This is a genomic window from Chromobacterium sp. LK1 (assembly GCF_001043555.1).
In the GTDB taxonomy this organism is placed as follows: Bacteria; Pseudomonadota; Gammaproteobacteria; order Burkholderiales; family Chromobacteriaceae; genus Chromobacterium; species Chromobacterium aquaticum.
Genome location: NZ_LDUI01000026.1, coordinates 1 through 21,614, shown reverse-complemented (window position 1 = coordinate 21,614; position 21,614 = coordinate 1). Strand labels below are relative to the sequence as shown.

The following is a 21,614-nucleotide window of genomic DNA, read 5'->3' as shown; positions in this document are numbered from 1 at the left end:
TTACTTGGAGTACTTGTTGGCGGCCAGGTCCCACACCGCGGCGGCGTTGCCGTCCTTGGCGCCGGTGTCTTTCTGGGTGGTCAGCTCCCACTTGATCTTGGTGAAGTTGAGCGAGAGGTTTTCCACCGGCTTGCCGCCGGTGCCGCCGCTGACGCTGACATTGGACAGGATGGCGTTGGTCAGGGTGTAGACGATGTAGGGCAGCACCTTGCCGCTGCTGTCCGCCGCGTTGCGGCCTATGGTGATCTTGACCTCGGGAATGTTCTTGCCCTGGCAGCAGTAGGCGTTGAGTTCCGGCGTGGATTTGTCGGTGAACTTGGTCAGGCTGAATTCGCCGATATGCGGCTTGCCGGAGGTGCGCTCGGTGTTGCTGACGTCGTTGGTCACCTGCATGGCCACGTTGTGGCTGTAGGACAGCACTTCGATCTTGTCGGTGTAGCCTTCCAGCTTGCACTCGCCCTTGATGTCGCTGCCCAGGTCCAGAATGATGGCGTCCATTGCTTTGCTTGCTCCTTGGAGGGTATCGGTTCAGGCCCGCCGCGCGGCGGGCCCTTGGTGTGGCGTCAGGCGGCGGCCGGCGGCGGCAGCTCCGCCACCAGGCGGATGGACGCGGTCAGTTCTTCCAGCTGGAAGTGCGGGCGCAGGAAGACGGTGGCGCGGTAGGCGCCGGGCTTGCCCGGCACTTCGGTCACGTCCACCCGCGCTTCGCGCAGTGGGTACTGGGCCTTCACCTCCTGCGGCGCGTTGTCGTTGACCAGCACGTAGTCCGCTATCCAGTTGTTCAGATAGGTTTCCACGTTGTCGCGGGTCAGGAAGCTGCCGATCTTGTCGCGCATGATCACCTTGATGTAGTGGGCGAAGCGCGAGGCGGCCAGCACATAGGGCAGCATCGCGGAGATGCGGGCGTTGGCGTTGGCGGCGTTGGTGTTGTAGACCTTGGGCTGGTTGGCGCTCTGGCCGCCGAAGAACACCGCCAGATCGGTGTTTTTCTTGTGACACAGCGCGATGAAGCCCAGGCCGTCCAGCTCTTTCTCGCGGCGGTCGGTGATGGCGATCTCGGTCGGGCATTTGAGCGCGATGTCGCCGGACACGGTGCCGAAGGTGTGGGCCGGCAGGCCTTCCACCGCGCCGCCGCCTTCCACGCCGCGGATGGCCGCGCACCAGCCGTATTTGGCGAAGGCGTCGGTGATGCGCTGGCCCAGCGCGTAGGCGGCGTTGCCCCACAGATATTTGCTATGGTCGGTGCCGTTGACGTCTTCCACGTAGTTCATGCCTTCGGTGGGCTTGGTGTCCGGGCCGTAGGGCAGGCGCAACAGGATGTGCGGCAGCACCAGGCTGACGTAGCGGGAGTCCTCGCTGGCGCGGAAGGAGCGCCACTTGATCAGCTCGGCGCTTTCAAAGGCCTTGGCCAGGTCGCGCGGCACCGCCAGTTCGGTGAAGCTGCTCATGTCGAACAGCCGCGGGCTGGCGGCGGAGATCAGCGGCGCGTGCGCGGCGGCGGCCACATTGGACAGCTTCTCCAGCAGCGCTACGTCCTGCGGATGGCGGCCAAACTCGAAATCGCCGATCAGCAGGCTGATGGGGTGGCCGCCGAAGGTGCCGTACTCTTCCTCGTAAATCTTCTTGAACAGCGCGCTCTGGTCGAATTCCACCGCCTTTTCCAGGTCGTTCTGCAGCTCGTCCTTGGTGGCGTTGAGCAGGCGCAGTTTCAGCCGGGTGCTGGTCTCGGTGTTCATCACCAGGTAGTGCAGGCCGCGCCAGGAGGCTTCCATCTTCTGCACGTCCGGGTGGTGCAGGATGTTGTTGAGCTGCTTGCTCAGCAATTGATCGATGATGGCAATGCGGTGGTTGATCATCGCCACGGTGTCTTTGTCGATGGCCATGCCTTCGTCCAGCACCTGGGTGGCGAATTCGGACAGCAGGTCCTTGGCGTATTCCTGCTGGATGTCGTCGTGGGCCATGCGGCCTTCTTGGATGATGCGGTCCAGCAGCGACAGCGAGGCGGCGTCGCCGCTGGGCGCTTCGGCTTGGGTCTTAGCCATGAGATGTCTCCGGTATCAGGGGGTCGGGCGGGGCGTCAGGCGGCCGGCGGCGCGTCCGGCGCCGGCGCGGCTTCCGCGGCGGCCGGGGCCTCCGGGCGGGCGCTCTTGATCTTTTGCAGTTCCTCGGTATTGGCCACCACGTCCTGCAACAGCTTGTCCAGTTCGTCGTTGCCGTCCAGCTTGGTCAGCAGGTCGCGCAGCTTCTGGCGCGCCTCGTACAGCCGGCGCAGCGGGGTGACCTGCTTGACGATGTTGACCGGGTCGAAGTCGTCGAAGTGGTTGAACTTCAGCTCCACGTTGAGCTTGCTGCCGTCGTCGGACAGCGCGTTGTCCACCTGGGCGGTGACGCGCGGGCTCAGCGAGGCCAGCACCGCGTTGAAGTTGTCGCGGTCTATCTCCACGAAACGACGCTCGCTGAGCTTGGGCAGTGGCTGCTCCTGCTTGCCGGCCAGGTCCGCCAGGATGCCAACCACCAGTGGCAGCTCCCGTTTTTCCAGGGCATTGCCGATTTCCACGTCATACGTGATTTGCACGCGCGGCGGACGAATCCGGTCCAGCTTGTGCTGAGTGCTTTCTGCCATAACAGACCTCGATCGGTGAGTTGACGCCAATGGCGGACTCGGCGCTTGCGCCCGGTGCCCGAATTGGCTTGTTGCTGGATTGTCTGACCATTGACGAGTTTGATGGTCCCGGCTTCTTTTTTCATTGATGCCGGTCCTGAACGCCGCATGGAAGCCTTTTTTGCTGACAAATGCTTGCAATTTGCATTTTTCAATGCCCTCGGCTTAACAATTCCTATAGAACTGACGGCGTTTTTTTGCCAATATTATTTGCAATGGCAAATGGCGTTTGGGTGATGCGGATGCGCAACGGGTATCTGGCCGGGCTGTGCTGCTGTCTGGTTTTGGGCTTGGGCGGATGTTCGTCCCTGGGCTTCGGCCCATCGGTGAAATTGCAGGCGGCCACGCTGGACGTGGTCAGCATGGCCAATGACGACACGCCGCTGGCGGTGGATTTCGTCGCGGTCAAGGACCCGGAGCTGCACAAGCTGCTGCTGGGGCTGCCGGCGGCCAAGTGGTTCGAGCAGCGCGAGCAGCTGCGGCGCGACTATCCGGTGGACCTCAAGGTATGGGAACTGGAGCTGGTGCCGGGCCAGCACCTGGAGACCGAGGACGTGCCGATACGCGGCGAGCCGGCGGCCGGGCTGCTGGTGTACGCCGGCTACGCCGGACCCGGCATGCACCGGCTGAGCCTGGATACGCGCAAGAAAGTCTGGTTGCGTTTTGAAAGCAAGAATATGCGGCTGATGGAGCCGTAGCGGGGGGAGAGCGGTTTGAAAGCAGTGCCACAGGCGGTGTGTTGGTACGAGGGGATGCAGTTGCTGCCCCAGCATTTTCAATGGCAGTCCCTGCGCGCGGATGGGGTGGCCGCGGCGCTGGCGGCGGCGGCCCAGCCGCTGTACTGGGGGGTGTTGGAGCTGGAGCTGGACGAAGCGGCGCTGGCCGGCGGCGTGGCGCGGGTGTCCGCGCTGGAAGCGGTGCTGCCGGACGGCCTGCCGCTACGCTTCGACGCCGGCGACGGCGCCGAGCTCAGCTGCGACGTGACCGCGGCCGCGGCGGAAGCGCCGGGGCGCACGGTGACGGTCTACCTGGCCTTGCCGCCCTTGTGGCGCGCCGGCCGGCTGGACGCGATGACCGGCCGCTACCGCTCGGAAAACAGCGAGGCGGTGCCGGATTTGAGCAGCGGCGAGAACCCGGCCAGCCTGACCTTGTGGCGGCCGGACATCCGCCTGGTCACCGAGGCCGAGCGCGCCGACATGATCTGCCTGCCGCTGCTGCGCATTGCCCAGCAAGGCGGCGGCTTTGCCCGCCGCGCTTACGCGCCGCCGTCGCCGCGGGTGCTGCCGGACAGCCCGCTGGGGCGCAAGGTGGCGACGCTGTGCGCCAAGGCGCGCGAAAAATGCGTGTTCCTCAGCGGCCGGCTGCGTCAGGCCAAGGACGCCGGCAAGGACGACGATATCGATGAAATCCGCCGCCAGCTGGCGGCGCTGTGGGCGCGGCTGCCGGAAGTGGAAGCCGCGCTGGGCAGCCGCGTGGCCCATCCCGCCGCCTTGTTCGGCCTGCTGGCCGGCATGGCCGGCGCGCTGACCGCGCTGGACCCCGGCGCCGGCGCGCCGGTGTTTCCCGCCTTCAACTATCAAGAACTGCTGGCCTGCTACGAACCGCTGCTGGCCTGGCTGTCCGCCGCGCTGGACCGGGTGCGCGCCGGCTACCGCAGCCTGCCGTTCAACCGCGACGCCGACGGTTTCTGGATTCTGCTGCCGGAGGCCGCGCGCGACATCGAGCGGCTGATCATTGGCCTGCGCATGCCCGGCGGTGCGCCGGATTCCGCCGCCCAGCAATGGCTGGGCCAGGCCATCATCGCCTCCGAATCCCATGTGGCCACGCTGGCGCGCCAACGCATGCGCGGCCTGGTGTTCCAGCCGCTGGACCGCGCCGAGCAAGTGGCCTACAGCGTGGGCGACGATACCCGGCTGTTCGCGCTGCTGGCGCGCGGCGACTGGCTGCAGCCGGACCAGCTGCTGCGCATGACGCTGCCGGCCGGCGGCGTGGCGCTGGAACCGTGGGAAGCGCTGCTCTTCGTCGCGGACCCGCAAGACGAGGCCGATGGAGAACGCTATGCAGGATAACGCCGCCCTGCAGCCGCTGGGCGCGCTGGCGCAAGCGCCGCTGGGCTCGGCTTTCGAAGACGCTTACGCCGAATGGCTGCAAGTGTTCCGGGAACTGGCCGGCGGCGGCCACAAGGCCGAAACCGCCGCCGAACTGGCGGCCGAGCAGGGCGGGCTGCTGGCGCGGCGGCTCAGCCGCACCGCCGGCGCGCGCGTGGGCGCGGCCGGGCAAAACCAGATCGAAGCCCTGCAATACCTGTTCGTCGCGCTGATAGACGAGCGCCTGCTGTTCGACGACTGGCCGGGGCAGAGCCTGTGGCAGGCCACGCCGCTGGAACAGCGCTTGTTCGGCAGCCGCGCCGCCGGCGACAAAGTGCCGGCCTTGATCGAACAAGTGCTGCGCGAGCGCGACCCGGCCGGGCGCGATCTGGCCAATGTCTGCCTGCAAACACTGACCCTGGGCTTCTACGGCCGGCTGCGCGGCCCCGGCGGCCTGGCCCAGCACGAGGAATGGCGGCGCGAACTGTTCGCCTTCGCCTACCAGCGCGATGCCGACATGCGCAGCCTGGCGCCGGCGCTGGAACGCAGCAGCGCCTTGCCGCCGCAGCGGCTGAGCGTGCGGCGCATGCTGCCGGACGGCTTCCGGCTGGCGCTGGGCGTGGCCGCCATCCTGCTGGGCATGTCGGTGGTGGGGCACGTGTTCTGGCATGACATCGTGTCGCGGGTGGAACCCATGCTGTACCACGGGACGGATGGGGACGGACAGAATAAATGACGATTCAGACCATAGCCGGCATCGTATTGCTGGCCCTGTTGTTCGCGCTGGCGCTGGGGGCGCTGATCTGGTGGCTGCGGCGCGAGGCGGACCCGGCGCGGCGCAGCTTCCGCGGCTCGGTGCGCCGCTTTGAGCGCGAACTGGGCGCCGAAGACCGCTACCAGACCCCCTGGGTGCTGGCGGTGGGCGACCGGGTGAGCAATGTCGAGGCGCTGTGCGCCTCGCTGCAACTGCGGCATGAAGGCGAAGCCAACTGGTTCGGCCGCTGGTGGTACGGCGGCGACGGCGCGGTGCTGGTGATCCCGGACGATATGTTCAGCCACCCGGAAGGCGCGCTGGCGCCGCTGTCCGCCTGGCGGCGGCTCTTGAGCGTGCTGCTGCGCAGCCGCGCCGGCCGGCCGCTGGACGCGCTGATCTGGACCGTGTCCGCCGACAAGCTGTGGAGCGAGAACCTGGCGGTCAGCGCCGGCCTGGCCGCCGGCAAGAAGTTTTACGACCTGCAGCAACGGCTGGGCCTGAGCCTGCCCATCTACCTGGTGGTGACCGAAACCGAGCAGACGCCGGGCTTCCTGGAGCTGGCGCAGGCGCTGCCGCGCGAAGCGCGCGACGCGATGCTGGGCTGGTCCTCGCCCTATGCCGCCGGCACCGCCTATCAATCCGACTGGATAGAACAGGCGCTGGAAAAACTGCGGCTGACCCTGAGCGAAACCATCGCCGAGATCGGCGCCTTGCAAGGCCAGGCCTCGGCGGACCTCTACCTGCTGCCGCGCAGCTTCGAAGACGCGCGCGCCAATCTGCAAGCCCTGTGCGACCCGGTGTTCCGCGGCAACGCGCTGGGCGAGGCGCCGCAGCTGCGCGGCATCTACTTCACCGGCGCCCAAGCCGCGCCGCAAGGCGAGCTGGACGAAGTCGCGCCGCCGCCGGCGCTGCCGCTGTTCGCCGGCCGCCTGCTGCGCCAGCGAGTGCTGGCTGAACAGGGCCTGGCCCAGCCGGTGCCGCGCATCCTGCTGCTGCGCCAGCGCTGGCACCGCTGGACCCTGGCCGCCATGGCCCTGTTCGCCGCCTTGTGGCTGGCCGGCATCAGCTGGTACTGGCACACCGTCACCGCGGATGCCGACGCGCTGGGCCGCCAGCTGCGCATCCTGCAACTGGAGCGCGGCGGGCCGCGGCCGGAACTGAGCAACGACGCCGCCGCGCGGCAGAGCATCACCGCCTTCTGGCGCGCGCTCAAGGACGCGCCCTCGCGCCGCTTCGGCACCCTGCTGCTGCCCACCTCGCTGTTCTCCCCGGTGGACGGCCGCATCGACGACACCATCGAATACGCGCTGCGCCGCGCGGTGATGCAGCCCTTGCAACAGCGGCTGCTGCGCGACGCCGAACAACTGCGGCGCTTGGGCGAAACCGGCTCCGACAGCGTCAGCGACGACACCGCCACCCCGGAAAAATGGCCGGCCTATTTGCTGGCGCGGCAGTTGGCCGGCGACGCCGGGCGGCTGGAACAGCGCGTCAGCCAGTTCAACCACGCGGTGAACGACGGCAACGCCACGCTGGACGAAGCGGCGGAATTGGCCAACGGCCTGTTCGGCCTCGGCCTGCGCGCGCCGCAAAACGCCCAGCGCGACAATCTGCGCCGCATCCTGCTGGCCAGCGACCAACTGGTGGCCGCGCCGATCGACCTTGCCAAGATCCGGCCGCAAGTGGGCGACCACTTCAGCGCGCTGATGCAAGCCTGGCTCCGCCAGCTCTATACCAATCAAACCTTCGACCTCACCGCCCAGCAACTGCAAAAGCAACTGCAAATGCTGGAATCCGGCCAAGGCAACACCCTGGCGGACCTGGACAGCATCGCCGGCCACATCGGCCTGCTGCAAAGCCTGGTCAACGCCACCAACAGCGCCTGGAGCCGCGCCGCCGGCCAGGACCTGGTGCCCGGCTACAGCGCGATGCTGGACGGCGCGCGCCGCTCCAGCCTGATAGGGCGCGACGCGGTGGCGCGGGTGGTGGACTACTCCGCGGTGGCGCGCCAGGAGTTCCGCAAGCGTTGGCTGGGCGGCGTGGGCGCCTCCTCGGCGCTGCTGGCGCAAGGCCCGTCCGGCGGCCTGGAACTGCAAGACCAAGTGCTCAAGCTGAACGTGACCCTGGCCTCGCTGCTGAAGCAGGACGCGGTGGCCGGCGCGCGCGCGCTTGACGACGACGGGCCGGGAGCGGAAGGGCTGAAGCGCATGGACGCCGAAGCGATGACGACGGCGCTGCGCTATTACGACGGCTACCAGAAATACCTGGCCGGCAGCGCCACCCAAATGCCGCCGGCCTACCGCAAGGGCCTGGAACGCGCCTTGCAGGACAGCGCGGCGAAAGTGATGTGGCACCAGTTGATCAGCCGCCACGCCGAGCCGGCCACCGGCCTGGTGGGCGGCTCGGTGGAAGAGGGCAGCGCCTTCGAGGCTCAGGCCAAGGCGGTGGCCCCGCTGCTGGCGGCGCTGGAAGACCTGGAACAGCCGGCGATGCGCGAGGGCGTGCTGCGCGAAATGGACCGGCGCGCGCTGCAATCCCTGCGCCACGCGGAGCGCAGCCTGCAAGGGCTGGCGGTCTACCAGCCGCTGCAAGGCAGCTTCCGCTGGTGGGACGGCTCGCGCAACGCCGCCGCCCGCGCCTTCCGCGCCGGCGGCGCGCGCGAACTGCAGCAATACCTGGGCTCGCAGCTGGAAGTGATAGGCACCCTGGCCCAGGCGCAAGCGCCAACGCTGAGCTGGCTGCTGGCGCACAAGAGCGAGATGTCGGTCAGCGACCAGCAACTGGTGCAGCGCTGGCAAAGCGCCACCAACGAACTGCGCCACTACAAGGAAAAAGCGGCCAATAGCGCGCCGTCGGTGCTGGAAACCATGATCAGCAAAGACCTGAACGAAATGGACGTGGGCAATTGCCGCGCAGTGCTGGACCAAGTGGAACTGCCGGCCGCCGGCAATATCTTCGCCGAGCGCGCTCAAACCCTGGTCAGCCTGGCCAGCGACCGCTGCGGCGTGCTGCGCGGCCAGGCCGGCGCAGCCGCCTATCAAAAACTGGCGGCCTTCTTCAATCAATACCTGGCCAACCGCTTCCCCTTCGCCGCCAAGCTGCCGGCGCCGGACGCCGCGCCGGAACGGGTGGCGGAATTCATGCGCCTGATGGACGACAACGGCGCGCTGGCCGCGGCCGGCCTGCAAGACCTCAAATCCGGCCAGGCCCAGGTGGCGCGGCGCTTCCTGGACGCGGCCAAGGCCGCGCGCGCCTGGCTGGGGCCGATGTTCATCCGCGACAACGGCGGCCCATGGCAGGGCGTGGACCTGGAAGTGCGCTGGCGCACCGACCGCGAACACGAGCAAGCGGCGGACCAAGTGATCGAATGGACGCTGGCCAGCAGCGGCCAGCGCCTGCGCTACCCCAGCGGCGACGGCCAGCGCCTGCACTGGAACGTGGGCCAGCCGCTGACGCTGACCCTGCGCTGGGCCAAGGAATCGCAACAAGCGCCGGTGGAAGACCCGGCGCAAGGCGGGCTCACCGTGTTCGAGCGCCTGGCCAGCTGGAACTACGGCGGCCAATGGGCGCTGCTGCGCCTGCTGCGCGAAAACAGCTCGCCGCTGCGCTCCAGCAGCCTGGACGGCTTCAACGACGTCAGCGTGATGCTGGCGCTGCCGGTGCGCAACCCGGCCGGCCTGGGCAGCGGCAACGCGCAAATGTTCATGCGGCTGAGCCTGCAAGCGCCGGGCGGCAAGAGCGGGCTAAGCGTCAGCGGCCTGCCTTACACCGCGCCGCCGTCGCCGTTCCGCGCCGCCGCCAACCCGCGGCTGGCCGCGATAGAGGGCAGCTGATGCGCGCTTTGACCACCATGAGGACCGCACCATGAGCGCCACCGTCAGCCTGGACGCGCTATTGCAAGCCATCGCCGCGGACAGCCCCGGCGGAGAACCGCTGCGCTACGCGCCGGAATACGATCAACTGCGCGAACTGCGCCGCGAGGACGACCCCAGCCTGCCCACCGGCATCTGGGAAAGCGATTTGAAACGGGCGGACTGGCCGGCGGTGGAACGCATGGCCGCCGCGCTGCTGGCGGAACGCAGCAAGGACCTGATGGTGATGGCCTGGCTGGGCGAAGCCTGGCTGCACCTGCAAGGCCTGCCCGGCCTGGAGGCCGCGCTGGCGCTGACCGCGCAAAGCTGCGAACAATTCTGGGACAGCCTGCACCCGCTGCCGCAGCAAGGCGATGTCAGCTTCCGCACCGGGCCGCTGGAATGGCTGGCCAAAACCTACGCCGCCACGCTGGCGGCTCAAGTGCCGCTGCTGGATGCGCCGCCGCCGCAGGAGCGGCAGCCGCTGACGCTGCGGCAATGGCAAGACCTCAACCGCCGGCTGCTGGCCAGCGGCGACGACGGCAAGCTGGAGCGCGAGCAGGCGCGCCACGAACAGCAGAAACTGAACGACTGGCTGCGCGCGCTGCCGCCGGCCACGCTGGACGCCAGCCGCGGCGCGCTGGCGCGCAGCCGGCAATGGCTGGCGCGTTTGCAGGCCTGGTGCGATCAGCATATGGGCGCCGACGCCCCATCCTACGCGCCCTTGAGCCAGGCGCTGGAACAGGCGACGCTGGCCTTGCAGGAACTGGCCACCCAGCATCCCGGCCCGCAGCCGGAGGCCGCTGTGCTTGAGCGCACGGAAACCGCCGCGCCGCCAGCCGCCGTCGAGGCGGGCAACAGCGCGTCGGCGCCCGTTGTGACCGCGGCCGTCTTCGCTCAACGCGAGCCGCAAGGGCGGGAAGACGCCTACCGCCAACTGCGCGGCATCGCCGACTACCTGGCGCGCACCGAGCCGCACAGCCCGGTGCCCTATCTGATCTACCGCGCGGTGGAGTGGGGCGAAAAGCCGCTGCGCGAACTGCTGGCGGAGCTGATAGACAGCGATGCCGAGGCGCGGCGCTTGTGGTCGCTGCTGGGGGTGCTGCCTTAGAACCTGTTTACGATCTGCTGCGCGTCGGCGATACGGCGTTGAAAACCAGCTCAAAATGCTCATGTACCACCAGTACATTCCGCTTTTTCGCCCGTTTTCGCCTGGTCTCGCCTTAGCTCGCGAGATCGTAAACAGGTTCTTAGGGTGTGGCAATTCCATTGCAAGCCATTTTCCTGGCCATTTTGAAATGGGCTTGGCAAACTTGCGCACCTTTCCCCTTATCATGGAAACCCGCTTAATGACCCGTCTATTCCCGCATCGAGTGCTCATCCCCATGCTGGTGCTGAGCACTTGTTGCCATTCCGCTTTTGCCCGGACAGTTTCCGTCGAACAGGTCTTGCGTGACTTCAGCCGGTGTGACGACAGTTTTTTTACCCCGGCCAACATGGCCGCGTTGAACCCCGGCGCGACCTTGGCTGTGCGCACGGTCAAGGGGCGGGCATGGTTGGATTGGGGAGAGATGCGGAATAAAGAGGCCGAAATTACCTTGCCCAAGAGGCTGGAGGTGGCAGGCCTGCCGCTGCGGTCTCTGATTAGCCGAGGAAAGGACATCGGTAATTTAGGGGCGTATTACAGTTGGGAATTTGTGTTAGAAGCCGATAGGCAGGCCGCTGAGTCCAAACTGCTGCCCTTGTTTGAGGCGGCTGCTCCGTTGAGCCGGCTAAAGCAGGATGTCTATGCGCGCAGTGAAAGTTTGGGCCAAGACGGCCAGTGGCGGCAGGATGGTCCCGCGCCGACTGGTCTGATGGGAAAGCAGCAGACTTGGCGCGAGTTTCAAGTCAGTGTCGATCAGATGCTGGATCTCACCACCATCAAGTGTTCGCTGATGGGCAATGTCACGCCGGCTTTGCTGATGCAGCACCGACCGGATATCCCGGCTACGCAGTATCCGGTCGCCGTACCGCCTCTGCGCTTTGAACGAAGCGCCGTTCCTGTCTCGTCATTACAGACGCTGGACGCCGCTGTGGCGAGAAATAGCGTATGGCGGCCCAAGTTTTCACGTTTACGCTATGTCGTTACGGGAGGCGGGGCGCCGCAGATCGTTACCATGACGAGGGAAGGGCAACTGATTGATTCGACGACGCTGTACGATGAGTCGCTTGGTCTGTCCGAACGTCGCCTCAGTTGGGCCAACCTGATCCCACTCAAGTCCATGTTTGATTACGGCATGCCTGACAATGCGGTTTCCATTGCAGAAACATTGTCGGTTGAGTTGCCGCGAGACCTGTCGCCCGGCAGCGTGCTGACTTATCGTAGCAGGCTGCAAGAGCAAGCGGTTCAAAAGGGGGGCGAGGAGGATGTGCGCAGGCAATGCAAGAGCAGCGGTGTGCTGGCCGCGCACAGAATACACCCAAGCCTGAATGGCGAAGCGGTGCTGATGAATTGTGAAACCGGCGATGCGCAAGAGCAGCAAGCCTACATCATGGAGCTGGGCATTTTTCTCCCACTCATGCACCGCTCGCAAAAAACGGGTCAGACCGAGTACCGTTATTCCGATCTGAACGTGGAAAAATAAGGTTTGTCAGCCTCCCGTGCGAGCCGCTAGCTTCGCCGCAACACGCGGCTGTCCTTGCCCTGGGGTCCTGTTCAAAGTCTGCACCGCCGCGAGGGAATAAAGCAGGGAGGAGGTATTGGCTTGGCCAAATATATCCTCCATCCCTAAGAACCTGCTTACGATCTGCTGCGCGTCGGCGATACGGCGTTGAAACCGAGCTCAAAATGCTCATGTACCACCAGTACATTCCGCTTTTTCGCCCGTTTTCGCCTGGTCTCGCCTTAGCTCGCGAGATCGTAAACAGGTTCTAACGATGGCAGGCTTGAAGAGACCCGGCGCGCGTGGGATTCGTGGTGTCTCGCGTATTTACAGCGCTTCAGGATAGGTACGCATCGTGCCCGTTCAGGGAGGCGCCTCCCCCGGCGCCGGCGCTCCCACCAGCGCTTGGCGCGCCAGCGCCATATTGCTGAACCCCGCCTGCCGATAACACAGCCGCGCGCAAGTATCGCGGTTGCGCCATGCGCCGGACGCCCACATCGCCAGGATGGCGGCGCGCGCGTATTCCTGCGCGCCATGCCGTTGCTGCCAACGGCGAAACTCCGCCAGCGCCAGCTGAATCTCCTGAAGAATGGCCGTGGAATTGGCCGGATGGGCCGGGCAGTCGTCCGCCAAGGCGACCACGCCGCTGCGCGCCTCATAGACAATCAGCAAACGCGCGGCGCGCTTGAGCGTGTCATTGTGCTGCTTCAATAGCTTCATCATGGCAATGCTCCCCATCTGGCCGATCAAAACACGCGATTGATGTGCTGCAGCCCCTGCTGCAAACGTTGCTGCACCGGCTCCAGCAAGGCCAGCGCTTCCTCGCTGCTGAACAGCAGCGGCTCGTCGCGGCGTTGCAGCAGAGTGAGCAGGGCTTGCAAGCCCAGGTGGGCGGCGCGCAGATCAATCGTGCCTTGCAAGAGCAGGGCATCCAGCTTGGCGTGGCAGTAGCTCAATTGCCGGCCCAACGCGCCCAAGGCCACCACATCGCCAGCGGCGGCCGGCAGTTGATGCAGGCATAGGCGCAGTTGTTCCAGCAGCGCGGCGGCGGTTTCATCCGGATCAGGTGGAGGAATACCAGGGGGAAAGGTAGGAAAGGTCATCACGGTCTCCATGTCAGTTTGGAAACCTGCCCAGGCGAGGCTAGGGCAGGCACGTGACAAGGTTGCAGGACCGGCTAACTCTACCAAAAACCGGTAGCCCGAAGGCTCCCTGCCACGGCCCGCCCCGAATGGGTACGGCGTGGCAGCAGACGTAACGGCGCCAAAGCGGACCGTTGTATCTGCGGGAGAGTTAAATGGATGGGCCTGCAAACCCTGCGCCGCGTGATTGAGCACGGCGCGGAGCAAAGCCTAAACAGCCTGGCGATGGGCGTCAAGCTGGGGGAGGTGAAATGGGGCGCTGCTCTGCGCCGGTGCTTGGCTGGGTACGGCCATCCGCTTTGCCATGATGTCACGCTGGATCAGCCGCTCTCCGATAGCCCGGAAGTCAAGGCAAGCGATGAAGATGGGGGCGGTGGCGGTTTTCGAATTAGCACAGGCTGGGTCATTATTGCCAGCCCGAGCAGCACGACTTAGCTCGCTATAAACCATCCGGCTAGTTCAACTCACTCCAAATGCCGACATTAGCATGATGTCGATTGGTGCCTTTGCATTGAATAATTTTCATAAGAAATAACTAACTCAGTCTATTGTCCGGTAGCGTGCATCGTTTTATGAAAATAAACCATTCTGGCAGCTTTTTTGCGGCCATCTCCTTTCCTGCTTACAGCGCGCTGCGCTAGTTAAAAAAGAGGGGGCTATCGCCCTGCCGCATACTCTGCTCGCCGCTCTGATTTTTATGGAGTAAGTCTGTCTGGACGCTAACCCCTTCCAATGAGAGTATGGGCGCTTGTGGCAAACTCAATGCTGCCAAGCGATAGGCTCCGCACCATGCCCATTACCCGCAAAGAAATAGGCCTGTGGCAGGCTGACTGGCCAAACTGGGGTTTCTCTTTTACAGAGTGCGGAGACTTGAGCTATAGCCTCGCTGGCTAGCCGATGCGCCAGTCATCCGAATGGATTTGATCAAATCATCTTGTCGAGAAATTGAATGCAAACAGCTACTCAGAAAAAACATGCCAAGAGCGCGGTCGTCGTATTTTTTATCACGCTGCTGCTCTCATATTACGCCTACTTTTTGCCGAGAATAGATTATTCATGCGGTGATGGCTCCTGCATGATGGATGGCATGATGTATCGCTACATTGCCTTTGCACTCACATTGCTGGGCTTTTATGCTGCTGCGGTGTTAAGTGTGCGTATATTGATTGATCAATGGTGGAAGTGTTTTGCTGTGGGCGCTGTTTTGATCTTGCTGATTAATCCTCATGGATATTTTACCATCCTGCCCCATTGATAGGGCGCGGCTTGACAGGGGGTGATGAGCAAGCCGTGAACGATCGTATTCCAGCACTGGATAAACGCTGATGTCGTCTTTCAGCAGATTATTCTTTTGCACATGGCGAGCGTAGCGATAGCGCTACTCTGCATCGGGGTTGTGTTTGGGTAAGTGGTTTTTTTCGTAGACGCAGCTAAAGGCCCGCTTGGCCTCAATCCTCTCAAGCGTGGGCACGGCGCGCTACTTGTTGCCGCAGGCGGCACGCAGGAGCAGCAGCGCCCAGAGCGTTGCGCGTTTAGGAAGCGTCGGCACCCAGCGGCCTGCCGGTTTTCGGGTCCAGCCCCTTGGCCTTGGCCAGCTTCTCCATCAGCTCTTCGCTAGGCTTGGGCGGGGCGATATTGGCTTCGTGATCTTTCAACCACTGAATCTTGCCGTCCCAGGGTGGCAGCTTGGCCGGCCGCAGCCGGCGCGCCTATCAAGACCGACGTGGTTTGTCGTGTAGCGCCTGGTAGACGCTGCTGCTCGGCGGCTGCTGGCGCAAGGCCAGCAAGCGCCGCCGGGGCGTGAGGAACAGGCGGTAATGGCTGGCCGGCTTGCCGGCTGCCACGAAGAGATCGAGCCGACAGGTGTTGGCATCGAATGCCCACTTGAGGCCGGAATACTCCGGCCGCTCGTGGCGCCAGCTATTGAACACGTGGCCTGCTTGCAGCTCAAAAACATCGAACTCGGCATCGCGCAGCCCGCTCCACGGGCCAACGAGCATGGACTCCCGTATTGCGCAGGGCTGGGCCGTGGTGTCGATGAAGGCATCCAGCTCCGCGATTCTGCTGGCGTATGCCTGGGTCAGGCAGGTGGCCTGGGCGCAGGCGTCTCGGTGCCGAACAAGCCAGGCGGCTTGCTCGCCTTGCAACTGGGCGGCGCGCGCGCCCATCTCCATGGCAAAGCGGTATTGCGCATTGAGCACGCGGTCTTGTTGCCGCAGCACCGGCGACTGGCAAATAAGGCGCTCCACGGCGGAGCGGGCTTTGACGCAATCCATGGCCAATGCCGGGGCGCTGGCAACCATCAGGGCGGCGATGCCAGCAAGCGCGGCGGGGGCGGGCATGATGAATAAGGGGTAGGTTTGGGGGCTAAATCATAATGCTTTGCTATGGGCATGTCAGCTCAGTGTTGCCCCATGAGTTGGAGCATATTTCACCCGTATGCTTATCTAATTTGATCTCTTCGCTGCTGGTGCTGGATTTCACGCGGATAGCGTACTTTACCCGTGCAAATTCCTGATTTTCTGTAACGGTGGGGGCGGTGCTGAACTGGCACCATGGCGCATCCAGCAGGATGCCGTTTTTGGGGCTGGCACTCGAGGGGGAGAAATGAACGACGCGGCATTGTCCTTTCAGGCGCAAAAACAGCAGCACGCTTTTCTCTCCGCCTATTGTCCCGGTGACGGCCGAGAAAATGCTAGCGTCGGCATACGCGCCTTTGGGGTCGATGTAGTCTCTTTTATAGGTGGCCGCATTGCGTTTCAGGGCAGCGGGGCTGTCTACGCTGAGGGAAGCCGCCCTGGAGGGCGGCGCGGCTCCCAGCAAGGCGGCAAATAGCAAGACGGGGAGCTGAGTTTTCAAATGTTCTCCTGCCATGGCGCTTCAGCGATTTTTCCGATGATAGGGAGGATGTCTTGCGTCTTGATCAAGTGGTCTGGCTCAAGCGTCGGGCACTTCTTGAAGTGAGGGTGGATGCAGGCATAGTAGGCATTGTTTTTGTTGTGTTGCCCCTCTCCAAATAGGGAGTCCGAGTGAATGATTTGTAAAACACCTTCCGGTAATGGCAGGCTGAATGCGCTGTCAATATGTGTAAGGTAGCGGCCGGTGTTGGCGGGCTCGATGAAGGCATGGTTCAGCGTCAGGTCGTAGCCACGGTAGGCGCCGGTTTCCGAGACATGGACCGAGGCCTGTATTTGGATGGCCTTGCCATGGAGGGTGCCTGAGACCTTGATGCGGTCTTGATCGCAGCTTTCTATCTTCAGGTGTTGGAGCGTGGAGAAAATGGACTCGCACTGGCGGGATTGGGCGAAAGTTTTCCCGGCAAGAAGCAGGACAATACAGCAGCCCAGCAGTGGTTTCATGGTTTGCTTATTTTAGCGTGATGGTTTCGACAAGCTTGCCGCCCGCTACAGCAGGCCGCGCCGCCCTTTCAGGTAACAGCCTAGCATGAACGACAATGCTCCCGTGGTGAGACTGATGCCGCCGCTGATGGCCAGCAGCAAGGCCAGAACGCCTGAGCCCAGGCAGCCCCAGCCACCGCAGGGGCCGAGGTGGAAGTATAAGGCCAACAGCAGCAGCAAGAGCGGAAGCCCCAGGTAAAGCAGCCAAGCTAGCCAGCTTTCTCCGGCTCTCGTCAGCGAGACTTTCAGATAGACCAACTGCATTACGCAGGGGGTGGCCATCAGCAGTGTGAGGGTATTCATTTTAATCGGCGCTTTCCTTTTGATCCGTTCAATGTCTGCCGCGCTTGGCGCGATGCGGCATTCACCGTGTTACGCACCGCGAAGCAGCGCAGGCTTTGAACAGCTTCCTACAGCCGTATCCGCCGTTGGAACTGATCCCCCATCTGCTTCAAATCCTGCTGATGCAGCCGCTCCAGGTGATGGGTGGGCAGGCCCTGCTGTTGCAGGAAGCTCTTCTGGTTTTCAAACACCAGCTTGCTTTTGCGCACCTGCTCGGCGTAGTCCAGCGCCAACTGGTCTTGCCGCATGCGGGCGGAGTCCTGGGCGATCAAGTCTATCGCTTTACCCTGGGCCTTGCCGTAACGCGCCTTGCTGCCCACGAAGGTGGCGCGCTGGTGGCCGTGGCCGCCCACTTCGTGGCGGGTATTGGTCATGGTGGCGGCAATCACGCCGGGCATACCGTCGGATTTGACCAGGCTGAAGTAGTCGTCGTCGCTCACCACCGGGAAATTGGAGGCGTCGATCCGGCTTGGGTCTTCCGAACTGCCGGGCGCGCTGTCCAGCACCTTCTGCTGATACGGGCTGGGCCCGTCCAGCGGCAGGCCGCTGGGGCCGCCGCCCTGCTGGCGTTTGGCCTTGCGCGCGGCGGCCACCCGCTTTTGCCGCTGCCAGGCGGTGGTGGGCCCTATCATGTAGAAAGAGGCGTGGGAGTCGTGGACGTGCTGGTCAAAGAAGTCGTGCACTTCCTTGGGCAACGTCAGCTTGGCCGCGGCCAGTTGCAGCCGCACCAGCTCCGCCGCCTCGCCGCCGGCCTCGCCCTCCGCCTTGCCAAGATCGCCTTGCCAATCCTGCTCGCTGGCGCGCATGTCTTCCAGGTCCTGCTTGTCGGCGCGCGCGCTGCGCTGGGTGGCGCCCTTGCTCAGTTGCTGCATGCAGTCCTGCTGCATGAAGCGCGGCGAGGTGGCCACCCGCCAGTGCCAGTATTTCTTCAGATGGTGGTAGAGCTTGTCCTCCACCAAACTCCCGCCGCCGCTGGCCCAGCCCATATAGGCGTTGAAGCGTTTGATCAAGGTGGGGTCGCATTCAAAGTCCGCCACGATGTCTTTACGATCTTTCGCCAAGTCTTCGAGCGTCCTTAAGGGCACACCGGCTTTGCGGGCGTCCTGATACATATTCAGCAGCGGGATCTGGCTGAGCAGTTTGCGGCGGTGGCCCACCGCCTTGTCCTGGTCGCCAGGGCCGTAGCCGCCGCCCACATCGGAGTGGGAGCCGGGGTAAACCACTTCCAGCGCCCCCGGCGGCATGCCGCCATCCTGATGGCGGATGCTGCTCAGCGGGAAGCTGTAACGCACTTCGTGCGCGGCAACGTAATGCCGGCATTGCCGGGTGAAGCGGGTCACTTTCAGCATGTCTGGCGTGGCCCAGCCCATCTGCCCATCCATCACGCCGCTGCCGGAGCGCCCCGGCGCCCGGCCAGCCAGCGGGGTGGAGTGGGCCAGGCCCACCGAGGCCACGGTGTCGAAGAGGCCGAGGAACTGCAGCCGGATAGGCACGCAGCCGGCAAACAGCCAGCCGTCGCCGTCCTTGAGGCTGGACTTCTCCAGCCAGCGGCAAAAGGCGCGCGCCTCCGCCGCGCCGCGCGAGAAGCCGAACACCGCCACCGTCAGGCTTTGAATCTTGGGCGTGTTCTTGTTGCCGCCGATGGCGGCGGCCAGCTTTTGCTGGATCGCTTGCAGGCTGGTGAAGTCCGGAATTCTCTGGTCCAGCTGATTACTGACCTTGAGTTCGGTTTTGAAGTCAGGTTCTTTGAAAATCCTACGGTCAGTAAGCGCGTGAGAGATCGTATTGCACAGTTGATAATAGGCGTAGCTGAGCCTGGCCTGGCCGCCCTGGGCCAGCGACAGCCCGGAGTCATTGGGCGTGTCCTCGCCTATCTCCTTAAAGACGGTCCCCACTCCTTGGACATAATAGGCGTAGTGATATGTGTCGGTGTCAGCACTAGCCGATTCGAATAAGGTGACGATATTGGAGTGTTCGCAAAGCGCGCGCGGCCGGCCCTTCTTCACCGGCTCGATCAGGTCGCGGTCGCGGTTATTATTGGTGCCGTCAAAAAAGAAAGTCGCCCAGACATCGCGCTTGCAACTGGCTTGCAGCTTGCCGGTGTCGCCGCTCAGTTGCGCCTTGGTCTGGAAGCGCGCCGCTTTTTGCGCCAGGGTTTCCGCGCCTTGGGGCGCGCAGGCATCCTGGCTACTCATCGCGAGGCCTCCGGTTTAGTCGTATTTGGCTTGGGCCATTGACCTTCGAGAGGGCGATTCCACTCAAGTAGTGTTCCAAATTCTTTGTGTGACGGGTGGTCTACGTGTCTAAAACCACGAGATTCGGCATACACCCGAACCTCGTCATTCGGCAAGAATGCCAGCTGTAGTTCCGCGACGTCCTTGGCTTGGTAAGGCGGCACCTCAACGACTTTGTGTATCCGCTTGATTGGCCAGTCCTTGTCCTTGTACTTGGTGGCGCACTCATTATTGCTGACGGTGCAATCGTAACGGTCCCAGTCCAGCGTGATCCTGGTGCCGGGCGCGTAGCGATATGGCAGCGACACGCAGCAGGTGCTGCCGCCACCTTGTTTGTATGAGACGCTGCCGACCCAGCCTTTATTCACCCAGATAGAGATGACGGAATGGTCGGTGTAGTTGTAGCTGGCCACCGGCACATTCATCGGCTCGCGCTCCCAACAGCCGGTCAGCGCCAGCAGCGTGGCAAACAGTAAGAGCAGGGGCATGCGTTTTTCTATTGTCATTTATCTTTCCTGAGCGGGTGCTGGAAGCTGATGGTGAAATCATATCGTGCTTGGCGCGGGCGAGCAGCTTGCTGGGCTGGGTTGGTGAGCGGGGCGTTCATTGGGAGGCCTCCAGCTTGAGTCGCGTGTTTTGAACCGGCCACTCACCCTCAAGCGGACGTAAGCCACGCGCCAATAAATCACCAAACTCTTTCCAAGCTGGGTGCTGGAGATGCGAAAAATAAACACCACCGGCATACACCCGAATCTCGTCATTGGGTAAGAGTGCTAGCTGTAGTTCCGCGACGTCCTTGGCTTGGTAAGGCGGCACTTCGACGACTTTGTGTATCCGCTTGATTGGCCACTGCCGTCCCTTGTATTTGGCAAGGCATTCATTATTGCTGATGGTGCAATCGTAACGGTCCCAGTCCAGCGTGATCTTGGTGCCGGGCGCGTAGCGGTATGGCAGCGACACGCAGCAGGTGCTGCCACCACCGCCACCTTGAATCACGCTGCCGACCCAGGCCTTGTTCACCCAGATATCCGAAACGGTGTGGTCGGAGAAGTTGTAGCTGGCCACCGGCACATTCATCGGTTCGCGCTCCCTGCAGCCGGCCAGCGTCAGCGGGATGGCGAGGGCGCCGCATCTTGCCCGCCAGGATAGTCGCGGGTTTCTCATGTCAGCAGCCGGCACCAGGCTTGTCCGGCCCGGGTCTGCCGCCAGTAGGGCTGCCATTCCGGCGCCTGATGGAAGTCGTCGCCGCGTTCGAAGGCGGTGGCGACGAACAAGGCTTGGCTGGGGGTGTCCGCAATGCCATAGCCGTCCATCGTGGCGGCTAGCCGCTGCAATTGCTGGTGCAGGCAGTTAGGCGCCAGCCCTGGCAAGGCCACATCGAAATGCGCCAGCACCGGCAGCAGCATGTCCGGCTGGGCGCGCAGCATCAGTTGCCGGAACTGCTCGGCGCTGAAGGTGAGCCGTGGCGGCAGCGGACCCGGCGCGGCATCGGGCAGAGCCATGCCGGCCCAACTGCCATCGCGCTCTATCCAGCCCCAGCGAGCCAGCCTGCCGGCCAGTGCGGCGGCTTGTTCGGCCTGTAGCAGCGGCAGGGCGTTGGCCAGGGCATGGGTGTCGGCAATGCGCAGCACCAGGCAGGCGCCGTCCTCTGTGTCCAACTGGCTGAGCCAGTGCCAGAACTCGCTGTCCGGCGGGGTGGGGCGGTATTCGGCCAGGCTGAGCAGCGGCCGGCCGGAGGCGCGGGCCAGCCATTGCGGCCACCAGAGTTGGCGCCGCGCGTCGCCCGGCCACAGCAGGATGCCGGCATCGCCCAGCGCTTCCATCGGCCCTTCGGCATACGCTGGTTCAAACGGCGGCGCGTGGCGGCGCAGCCAGCGCCAGTCGCCGGACTCCAGCTGGCAACCATCCACGATCCAGCCATATTGGGCGGCCGGGGAGTGGGCGATCCAGGCTTCGATTTGCATGGACAGGTCGGCGGCGTGCGGGTTTTGCAGGAACATGGCTTAGGCGCTCCCCGGCGTGGTCGCCGCCACGGGGCTGCGCGCTTTCAAGGCATTGAGCATGCACTCCACGCACACGCCTTTGGGAAACTGCGGCAAGGGCGGGTGCATGCTGGCCGGCCCGCTCCAGTCATGGCGCCCGCCCTTGAAGCTGACCGTGCCCGGCGCGTGCAGCTCGATCTTGCCGTCCTTGATCCGCACATAAGCGCCGCCGCTGGTCAGCAGAATCTCCTTCTTGCCGTTCCACAGCTGCTGGCCCTTGATGGCGGTGATCTTGACGTCCTGGTCGCCGGTCACCTCGATGCTGTCGCTCTGCGCTTGAACCTGCACCTTGCCCTTGGCGGCGATCAGCTTCAGCGCGATCTGGTCCTTGATCCCGGCGACGAACAGGCTGATGTGCTGGCCCACGTTATGCAGCCAGCGCCGGCCGCTGGTCTGGTTAGTGTCGCGCTGCGCCACCAGGTCCAGGTTGGTGCCTGCCGCCACGGTCTGGCTTTGCTGG

General features: G+C 64.0%; 24 protein-coding genes. 9 read left to right on the top strand and 15 right to left on the bottom strand.

The features are described 5' to 3' along the window. The 3 genes from VI26_RS11900 to tssB form a co-directional block, all read right to left on the bottom strand. Nucleotides 1-498, bottom strand: a complete 498-nt coding sequence (locus VI26_RS11900; protein ID WP_048409970.1) for an Hcp family type VI secretion system effector — start codon at nt 496-498, stop codon at nt 1-3. A 65-nt stretch (nt 499-563) separates the two neighbouring features. After that, nucleotides 564-2,042: a type VI secretion system contractile sheath large subunit gene (gene tssC / locus VI26_RS11895; protein ID WP_048409969.1), complete on the bottom strand. Its 1,479-nt coding sequence runs from the start codon at nt 2,040-2,042 to the stop codon at nt 564-566. A 35-nt stretch (nt 2,043-2,077) separates the two neighbouring features. Continuing rightward, nucleotides 2,078-2,623 (bottom strand): type VI secretion system contractile sheath small subunit, encoded by a 546-nt coding sequence (gene tssB / locus VI26_RS11890; protein ID WP_048409968.1) that lies wholly within the window; start codon nt 2,621-2,623, stop codon nt 2,078-2,080. 90 nt (nt 2,624-2,713) lie between these two features. Between tssB and VI26_RS24540 the strand changes: the two genes are divergently transcribed. The 7 genes from VI26_RS24540 (at nt 2,714) to VI26_RS11860 (ending at nt 11,978) form a co-directional block, all read left to right on the top strand. Then, entirely contained in the window at nt 2,714-2,899 is a 186-nt protein-coding gene (locus VI26_RS24540; RefSeq protein ID WP_156183853.1) for a hypothetical protein, read from the top strand. Beyond that, complete coding sequence (locus VI26_RS11885) at nt 2,899-3,360, top strand: type VI secretion protein (RefSeq protein WP_156183852.1); 462 nt, start codon at nt 2,899-2,901, stop codon at nt 3,358-3,360. Before VI26_RS24540 ends, VI26_RS11885 begins: the two co-directional genes overlap by 1 nt. Nucleotides 3,361-3,384: 24 nt before the next feature. After that, nucleotides 3,385-4,731, top strand: a complete 1,347-nt coding sequence (gene tssK / locus VI26_RS11880; RefSeq protein ID WP_231581011.1) for a type VI secretion system baseplate subunit TssK — start codon at nt 3,385-3,387, stop codon at nt 4,729-4,731. Continuing rightward, nucleotides 4,721-5,485 carry a DotU family type IV/VI secretion system protein gene (locus VI26_RS11875; RefSeq protein ID WP_048409965.1) on the top strand — a complete coding sequence of 255 codons (765 nt, stop codon included), beginning with the start codon at nt 4,721-4,723 and terminating at the stop codon, nt 5,483-5,485. Before tssK ends, VI26_RS11875 begins: the two co-directional genes overlap by 11 nt. Next, nucleotides 5,482-9,333: a type VI secretion protein IcmF/TssM N-terminal domain-containing protein gene (locus VI26_RS11870; RefSeq protein ID WP_048409964.1), complete on the top strand. Its 3,852-nt coding sequence runs from the start codon at nt 5,482-5,484 to the stop codon at nt 9,331-9,333. Before VI26_RS11875 ends, VI26_RS11870 begins: the two co-directional genes overlap by 4 nt. 31 nt (nt 9,334-9,364) lie before the next feature. After that, the gene (gene tssA / locus VI26_RS11865) at nt 9,365-10,462 is read left to right on the top strand and encodes a type VI secretion system protein TssA (protein WP_048409963.1); all 1,098 of its coding nucleotides are present in this window, start codon (nt 9,365-9,367) and stop codon (nt 10,460-10,462) included. Between the two features lie 61 nt (nt 10,463-10,523). After that, on the top strand, nt 10,524-11,978 hold the full coding sequence (locus VI26_RS11860) for a hypothetical protein (RefSeq protein WP_156183851.1): 1,455 nt from the start codon (nt 10,524-10,526) through the stop codon (nt 11,976-11,978). Between the two features lie 381 nt (nt 11,979-12,359). Here the strand turns inward: VI26_RS11860 and VI26_RS11855 are convergent, their stop codons facing one another. Beyond that, nucleotides 12,360-12,719 carry a hypothetical protein gene (locus tag VI26_RS11855; protein ID WP_156183850.1) on the bottom strand — a complete coding sequence of 120 codons (360 nt, stop codon included), beginning with the start codon at nt 12,717-12,719 and terminating at the stop codon, nt 12,360-12,362. Between the two features lie 23 nt (nt 12,720-12,742). After that, complete coding sequence (locus VI26_RS11850) at nt 12,743-13,099, bottom strand: hypothetical protein (RefSeq protein WP_048409960.1); 357 nt, start codon at nt 13,097-13,099, stop codon at nt 12,743-12,745. A 198-nt stretch (nt 13,100-13,297) separates the two neighbouring features. Here VI26_RS11850 and VI26_RS11845 point away from each other — a divergent pair, with 198 nt between their 5' ends. Both VI26_RS11845 and VI26_RS11840 read left to right on the top strand, forming a co-directional pair. Next, nucleotides 13,298-13,573 (top strand): hypothetical protein, encoded by a 276-nt coding sequence (locus VI26_RS11845; RefSeq protein WP_048409959.1) that lies wholly within the window; start codon nt 13,298-13,300, stop codon nt 13,571-13,573. A gap of 514 nt (nt 13,574-14,087) precedes the next feature. Further along, nucleotides 14,088-14,393, top strand: a complete 306-nt coding sequence (locus VI26_RS11840) for a hypothetical protein (protein WP_048409958.1) — start codon at nt 14,088-14,090, stop codon at nt 14,391-14,393. Nucleotides 14,394-14,670: 277 nt separating this feature from the next. Here the strand turns inward: VI26_RS11840 and VI26_RS25000 are convergent, their stop codons facing one another. The 10 genes from VI26_RS25000 to VI26_RS11795 form a co-directional block, all read right to left on the bottom strand. Further along, a complete protein-coding gene (locus VI26_RS25000; protein WP_255360810.1) occupies nt 14,671-14,838 on the bottom strand; it encodes a DUF6396 domain-containing protein in 168 nt (55 codons plus the stop codon). Nucleotides 14,839-14,850: 12 nt separating this feature from the next. Beyond that, nucleotides 14,851-15,480: a lysozyme inhibitor LprI family protein gene (locus tag VI26_RS23250; RefSeq protein WP_053074377.1), complete on the bottom strand. Its 630-nt coding sequence runs from the start codon at nt 15,478-15,480 to the stop codon at nt 14,851-14,853. A gap of 43 nt (nt 15,481-15,523) precedes the next feature. Beyond that, nucleotides 15,524-15,997 (bottom strand): hypothetical protein, encoded by a 474-nt coding sequence (locus tag VI26_RS11830; RefSeq protein WP_048409957.1) that lies wholly within the window; start codon nt 15,995-15,997, stop codon nt 15,524-15,526. Beyond that, nucleotides 15,994-16,497, bottom strand: a complete 504-nt coding sequence (locus VI26_RS11825) for a hypothetical protein (RefSeq protein WP_048409956.1) — start codon at nt 16,495-16,497, stop codon at nt 15,994-15,996. Before VI26_RS11825 ends, VI26_RS11830 begins: the two co-directional genes overlap by 4 nt. Nucleotides 16,498-16,542: 45 nt before the next feature. Beyond that, complete coding sequence (locus tag VI26_RS11820; protein WP_048409955.1) at nt 16,543-16,839, bottom strand: hypothetical protein; 297 nt, start codon at nt 16,837-16,839, stop codon at nt 16,543-16,545. A gap of 107 nt (nt 16,840-16,946) precedes the next feature. After that, nucleotides 16,947-19,073 carry a DUF2235 domain-containing protein gene (locus VI26_RS11815; protein ID WP_048409954.1) on the bottom strand — a complete coding sequence of 709 codons (2,127 nt, stop codon included), beginning with the start codon at nt 19,071-19,073 and terminating at the stop codon, nt 16,947-16,949. Beyond that, nucleotides 19,070-19,618, bottom strand: coding sequence for a DUF3304 domain-containing protein (locus tag VI26_RS11810; RefSeq protein ID WP_048409953.1), 549 nt, complete (start codon nt 19,616-19,618; stop codon nt 19,070-19,072). The genes VI26_RS11815 and VI26_RS11810 overlap by 4 nt, the downstream gene beginning before the upstream one ends. A 97-nt stretch (nt 19,619-19,715) precedes the next feature. Next, nucleotides 19,716-20,189, bottom strand: a complete 474-nt coding sequence (locus VI26_RS11805) for a DUF3304 domain-containing protein (RefSeq protein WP_197081447.1) — start codon at nt 20,187-20,189, stop codon at nt 19,716-19,718. Nucleotides 20,190-20,272: 83 nt separating this feature from the next. Next, on the bottom strand, nt 20,273-21,112 hold the full coding sequence (locus VI26_RS24530; RefSeq protein WP_048409951.1) for a hypothetical protein: 840 nt from the start codon (nt 21,110-21,112) through the stop codon (nt 20,273-20,275). Between the two features lie 3 nt (nt 21,113-21,115). Next, on the bottom strand, nt 21,116-21,614 hold a 499-nt coding region (locus tag VI26_RS11795), incomplete at its 5' end, for a DUF2345 domain-containing protein (RefSeq protein WP_048409950.1).

What these genes read in the sequence shown, in the direction of transcription:
- VI26_RS24530 (WP_048409951.1), bottom strand. Translation starts at nt 21,112, where the DNA reads ATGTTCCTGCAAAACCCGCACGCCGCCGACCTGTCCATGCAAATCGAA.
- VI26_RS11805 (WP_197081447.1), bottom strand. Translation starts at nt 20,189, where the DNA reads ATGAATGTGCCGGTGGCCAGCTACAACTTCTCCGACCACACCGTTTCG.
- VI26_RS11860 (WP_156183851.1), top strand. Translation starts at nt 10,524, where the DNA reads ATGTACCACCAGTACATTCCGCTTTTTCGCCCGTTTTCGCCTGGTCTC.
- VI26_RS11820 (WP_048409955.1), bottom strand. Translation starts at nt 16,839, where the DNA reads ATGAATACCCTCACACTGCTGATGGCCACCCCCTGCGTAATGCAGTTG.
- VI26_RS11900 (WP_048409970.1), bottom strand. Translation starts at nt 498, where the DNA reads ATGGACGCCATCATTCTGGACCTGGGCAGCGACATCAAGGGCGAGTGC.
- VI26_RS11870 (WP_048409964.1), top strand. Translation starts at nt 5,482, where the DNA reads ATGACGATTCAGACCATAGCCGGCATCGTATTGCTGGCCCTGTTGTTC.
- VI26_RS23250 (WP_053074377.1), bottom strand. Translation starts at nt 15,480, where the DNA reads ATGCCCGCCCCCGCCGCGCTTGCTGGCATCGCCGCCCTGATGGTTGCC.
- VI26_RS11850 (WP_048409960.1), bottom strand. Translation starts at nt 13,099, where the DNA reads ATGACCTTTCCTACCTTTCCCCCTGGTATTCCTCCACCTGATCCGGAT.
- VI26_RS11875 (WP_048409965.1), top strand. Translation starts at nt 4,721, where the DNA reads ATGCAGGATAACGCCGCCCTGCAGCCGCTGGGCGCGCTGGCGCAAGCG.
- VI26_RS11845 (WP_048409959.1), top strand. Translation starts at nt 13,298, where the DNA reads ATGGGCCTGCAAACCCTGCGCCGCGTGATTGAGCACGGCGCGGAGCAA.
- VI26_RS11840 (WP_048409958.1), top strand. Translation starts at nt 14,088, where the DNA reads ATGCAAACAGCTACTCAGAAAAAACATGCCAAGAGCGCGGTCGTCGTA.
- VI26_RS11855 (WP_156183850.1), bottom strand. Translation starts at nt 12,719, where the DNA reads ATGATGAAGCTATTGAAGCAGCACAATGACACGCTCAAGCGCGCCGCG.
- VI26_RS11825 (WP_048409956.1), bottom strand. Translation starts at nt 16,497, where the DNA reads ATGAAACCACTGCTGGGCTGCTGTATTGTCCTGCTTCTTGCCGGGAAA.
- VI26_RS11815 (WP_048409954.1), bottom strand. Translation starts at nt 19,073, where the DNA reads ATGAGTAGCCAGGATGCCTGCGCGCCCCAAGGCGCGGAAACCCTGGCG.
- tssC (WP_048409969.1), bottom strand. Translation starts at nt 2,042, where the DNA reads ATGGCTAAGACCCAAGCCGAAGCGCCCAGCGGCGACGCCGCCTCGCTG.
- tssA (WP_048409963.1), top strand. Translation starts at nt 9,365, where the DNA reads ATGAGCGCCACCGTCAGCCTGGACGCGCTATTGCAAGCCATCGCCGCG.
- VI26_RS11885 (WP_156183852.1), top strand. Translation starts at nt 2,899, where the DNA reads ATGCGGATGCGCAACGGGTATCTGGCCGGGCTGTGCTGCTGTCTGGTT.
- VI26_RS11810 (WP_048409953.1), bottom strand. Translation starts at nt 19,618, where the DNA reads ATGACAATAGAAAAACGCATGCCCCTGCTCTTACTGTTTGCCACGCTG.
- tssB (WP_048409968.1), bottom strand. Translation starts at nt 2,623, where the DNA reads ATGGCAGAAAGCACTCAGCACAAGCTGGACCGGATTCGTCCGCCGCGC.